Annotated in this window: 1 tRNA gene and 3 rRNA genes; all 4 read right to left on the minus strand. The window is 48.7% G+C overall.

Annotated features, from left to right (window positions below):
- Positions 1-116: ribosomal RNA gene (gene rrf / locus AB6B24_RS12305) — 5S ribosomal RNA — on the minus strand.
- Between the two features lie 83 nt (positions 117-199).
- A 23S ribosomal RNA gene (locus tag AB6B24_RS12310) occupies positions 200-3,100 on the minus strand.
- A gap of 138 nt (positions 3,101-3,238) precedes the next feature.
- Positions 3,239-3,311, minus strand: a tRNA-Ala gene (locus AB6B24_RS12315).
- Positions 3,312-3,404: 93 nt separating this feature from the next.
- Positions 3,405-4,951, minus strand: a 16S ribosomal RNA gene (locus tag AB6B24_RS12320).
- The 16S, 23S and 5S rRNA genes sit together here with 1 tRNA gene alongside, the layout of an rRNA operon.
- Between the last annotated feature and the right edge of the window lie 129 nt (positions 4,952-5,080).

The raw sequence follows: 5,080 nt of genomic DNA on the forward strand, positions 1-5,080 counted from the left end.
ACTTGGCCACTCGCCTATCTCCCAGGGGGCAACCCCCAAGTACTTCCGCCGTAGATGGACTTAACTTCTGTGTTCGACATGGGAACAGGTGTATCTCCATCGCAATGATGACCAAATCATTAAATGTTACCTTGAACATTCAAAACTAAATAACAATTCTTCTAACTTTTAAACCATAAGCATTTTATATTTGACTCTTTTGGTAAAGTCCTCGAGCGATTAGTACTGGTCCGCTCCAAGTCTCGCAACTCTTCCACTTCCAGCCTATCTACCAGATCATCTCTCTGGGCTCTTAATTCTTACGAATGGGTAATCTCATCTTGAGGTGGGCTTCGCACTTAGATGCTTTCAGCGCTTATCCCTTCCCTACATAGCTATCCAGCCGTGCTCCTGGCGGAACAACTGGTACACCAGCGGTAAGTCCATCCCGGTCCTCTCGTACTAAGGACAGATCCTCTCAAATTACCTACGCCCGCGACGGATAGGGACCGAACTGTCTCACGACGTTCTGAACCCAGCTCGCGTGCCGCTTTAATGGGCGAACAGCCCAACCCTTGGGACCGACTACAGCCCCAGGATGCGACGAGCCGACATCGAGGTGCCAAACCTCCCCGTCGATGTGAACTCTTGGGGGAGATAAGCCTGTTATCCCCAGGGTAGCTTTTATCCGTTGAGCGATGGCCCTTCCATGCGGTACCACCGGATCACTAAGTCCTAGTTTCCTACCTGCTCGAGTTGTAGCTCTCGCAGTCAAGCTGGCTTTTACCTTTACACTCTACGATTGATTTCCAACCAATCTGAGCCAACCTTTGAGCGCCTCCGTTACTCTTTAGGAGGCGACCGCCCCAGTCAAACTGTCCGTCAGACACTGTCTCCCTGGCCGATTATGCCAGCGGGTTAGAGTAACCATAAGTCAAGGGTAGTATCCCAACAACGCCTCAATAGAAACTAGCGTCCCTATTTCAATGGCTCCTACCTATCCTGTACATGACTTACAGGTACTCAATATCAAACTACAGTAAAGCTCCATGGGGTCTTTCCGTCCTGTCGCGGGTAACCTGCATCTTCACAGGTACTAAAATTTCACCGAGTCTCTCGTTGAGACAGTGCCCAAATCATTACGCCTTTCGTGCGGGTCGGAACTTACCCGACAAGGAATTTCGCTACCTTAGGACCGTTATAGTTACGGCCGCCGTTTACTGGGGCTTCAATTCATACCTTCGACTTACGTCTAAGCACTCCTCTTAACCTTCCAGCACCGGGCAGGCGTCACCCCCTATACATCACCTTGCGGTTTAGCAGAGAGCTGTGTTTTTGATAAACAGTTGCTTGGGCCTATTCACTGCGGCTGGCTTTTACACCAGCACCCCTTCTCCCGAAGTTACGGGGCTATTTTGCCGAGTTCCTTAACGAGAGTTCTCTCGATCACCTGAGGCTACTCGCCTCGACTACCTGTGTCGGTTTGCGGTACGGGTAGATATGACTTTACGCTAGAAGCTTTTCTTGGCAGTGTGACATCAGAGAGTTCGCAACCGTAGTTGCTTCCCCATCACAGCTCAATGTTAAAGAGAAATGCATTTGACACATCTCACACCTCACTGCTTAGACCAGAATCCATTAACTGGCATCTCTTAGCCTACTGCGTCCCTCCATCACGATCATATCTAGTACTGGAATATCAACCAGTTGTCCATCGACTACGCCTTTCGGCCTCGCCTTAGGTCCCGACTAACCCAGGGCGGACGAGCCTTCCCCTGGAAACCTTAGTCTTACGGTGGATAAGATTCTCACTTATCTTGCGCTACTCATACCGGCATTCTCACTTCTTAACGCTCCAGCACTCCTCACGGTATACCTTCATCGCGGTTAAGAACGCTCTCCTACCATTGATAAAATATCAATCCAAAGCTTCGGTAATATGTTTAGCCCCGGTACATTTTCGGCGCAGGGTCACTCGACTAGTGAGCTATTACGCACTCTTTGAATGATAGCTGCTTCTGAGCTAACATCCTAGTTGTCTGTGCAACCCCACATCCTTTTCCACTTAACATATATTTTGGGACCTTAGCTGTTGGTCTGGGCTGTTTCCCTTTCGACTACGGATCTTAGCACTCGCAGTCTGACTGCCGAACATGTGTATTAGCATTCGGAGTTTATCTGAGATTGGTAATCCTAGACGGACCCCTCACCCAAACAGTGCTCTACCTCCAATACACTTACATTTCGACGCTAGCCCTAAAGCTATTTCGGAGAGAACCAGCTATCTCCCAGTTCGTTTGGAATTTCTCCGCTATCCACAAGTCATCCAAACACTTTTCAACGTGTCCTGGTTCGGGCCTCCAGTGCGTCTTACCACACCTTCACCCTGCTCATGGATAGGTCACTAGGTTTCGGGTCTACATCATGATACTAAGTCGCCCTATTCAGACTCGGTTTCCCTACGGCTCCGTCTCTTCAACTTAACCTCGCATCATAACGTAACTCGCCGGTTCATTCTACAAAAGGCACGCTCTCACCCATTAACGGGCTCGAACTTCTTGTAGGCACACGGTTTCAGGTGCTATTTCACTCCCCTCTCGGGGTTCTTTTCACCTTTCCCTCACGGTACTGGTTCACTATCGGTCACTAAGGAGTATTTAGGGTTGGGAGATGGTCCTCCCGGATTCAAACTGGATTTCGCGTGTCCAGCCCTACTCAGGATACTGCTAGGTATAAGCGCTATTTCGTCTACGGGATTATTACCCTCTTTGATTAACCTTCCCAGGTTATTCGACTATAATGCTTAAGTCCACGTTGCAGTCCTACAACCCCAAGAAGCAAGCTTCTTGGTTTGCCCTTCTTCGCGTTCGCTCGCCGCTACTTACGAAATCGTTTTTACTTTCTCTTCCTGCAGGTACTTAGATGTTTCAGTTCTCTGCGTTACCTTTACATGAGCTATGTATTCACTCATGAATAACTGCTAGTAGCAGCTGGGTTTCCCCATTCGGAGACCTAGGGATCAATGCGTACTTACTGCTCCCCCTAGAATATCGTCGTTAGTCACGTCCTTCATCGGCTCTTAGTGCCAAGGCATCCACCGTGCGCCCTTATTAACTTTGCCATGATGATTTATAATCATCGTTTTTCAAGTATAAGTTTGTAAATTCTTTAAAATTCACAGCTTTTGGTTTATTTATCGTTATTAGATATTGTTATTTAGTTTTCAATGTTCAAGTGATTTTAACGTCTTGTCTGACAATGGAGCCTAGCGGGATCGAACCGCTGACCTCCTGCGTGCAAAGCAGGCGCTCTCCCAGCTGAGCTAAGGCCCCACAATCAAGAATTTGATTCTTGCTTAGGTTTATGACTAAACCCCTCAAAACTGAATAAAGTTGAATGCTCACGTCTTTGTATATATTCCTTAGAAAGGAGGTGATCCAGCCGCACCTTCCGATACGGCTACCTTGTTACGACTTCACCCCAGTCATCGGTCTTACCTTAGGAAGCGCCCTCCTTGCGGTTAGGCAACCTACTTCGGGTACTCCCAACTCCCGTGGTGTGACGGGCGGTGTGTACAAGGCCCGGGAACGTATTCACCGCGGCGTGCTGATCCGCGATTACTAGCGATTCCGACTTCATGTAGGCGAGTTGCAGCCTACAATCCGAACTGAGAATGGTTTTAAGAGATTAGCTAAACATCACTGTCTCGCGACTCGTTGTACCATCCATTGTAGCACGTGTGTAGCCCAGGTCATAAGGGGCATGATGATTTGACGTCATCCCCACCTTCCTCCGGTTTATCACCGGCAGTCTCGTTAGAGTGCCCAACTTAATGATGGCAACTAACAATAGGGGTTGCGCTCGTTGCGGGACTTAACCCAACATCTCACGACACGAGCTGACGACAACCATGCACCACCTGTATCCCGTGTCCCGAAGGAACTTCCTATCTCTAGGAATAGCACGAGTATGTCAAGACCTGGTAAGGTTCTTCGCGTTGCTTCGAATTAAACCACATGCTCCACCGCTTGTGCGGGCCCCCGTCAATTCCTTTGAGTTTCAACCTTGCGGTCGTACTCCCCAGGCGGAGTGCTTATTGCGTTAGCTGCGATACAGAGAACTTATAGCTCCCTACATCTAGCACTCATCGTTTACGGCGTGGACTACCAGGGTATCTAATCCTGTTTGCTCCCCACGCTTTCGAGCCTCAGTGTCAGTTACAGGCCAGAGAGCCGCTTTCGCCACCGGTGTTCCTCCATATATCTACGCATTTCACCGCTACACATGGAATTCCACTCTCCTCTCCTGCACTCAAGTCTACCAGTTTCCAATGCATACAATGGTTGAGCCACTGCCTTTTACACCAGACTTAATAAACCACCTGCGCTCGCTTTACGCCCAATAAATCCGGACAACGCTCGGGACCTACGTATTACCGCGGCTGCTGGCACGTAGTTAGCCGTCCCTTTCTGGGTAGTTACCGTCACTTGATGAGCTTTCCACTCTCACCAACGTTCTTCTCTACCAACAGAGTTTTACGATCCGAAAACCTTCTTCACTCACGCGGCGTTGCTCGGTCAGACTTTCGTCCATTGCCGAAGATTCCCTACTGCTGCCTCCCGTAGGAGTTTGGGCCGTGTCTCAGTCCCAATGTGGCCGATCACCCTCTCAGGTCGGCTATGTATCATCGCCTTGGTGAGCCTTTACCTCACCAACTAGCTAATACAACGCGGGATCATCTTTGAGTGATGCAATTGCATCTTTCAAACTTAAAACTTGTGTTTAAAGTTTTTATGCGGTATTAGCATTCGTTTCCAAATGTTGTCCCCCGCTCAAAGGCAGATTCCCCACGCGTTACTCACCCGTTCGCTGCTCATCCAGTCGGTACAAGTACCAACTTTCAGCGCTCAACTTGCATGTATTAGGCACGCCGCCAGCGTTCGTCCTGAGCCAGGATCAAACTCTCAAATAAAGTATTTAAGTCACCTAGGTGACTGGCTTGTCTTTCATTATTGATTGACAGATTTTTGATGTCCTTAGACATCACATGAGTCATTCTTCTTTATTCAGTTTTCAATGGTCTAGCTTATCGCTTCAAGAC

This window comes from Lactococcus sp. AK05, assembly GCF_041026685.1.
GTDB classification, from domain to species: domain Bacteria; phylum Bacillota; class Bacilli; order Lactobacillales; family Streptococcaceae; genus Lactococcus; species Lactococcus lactis.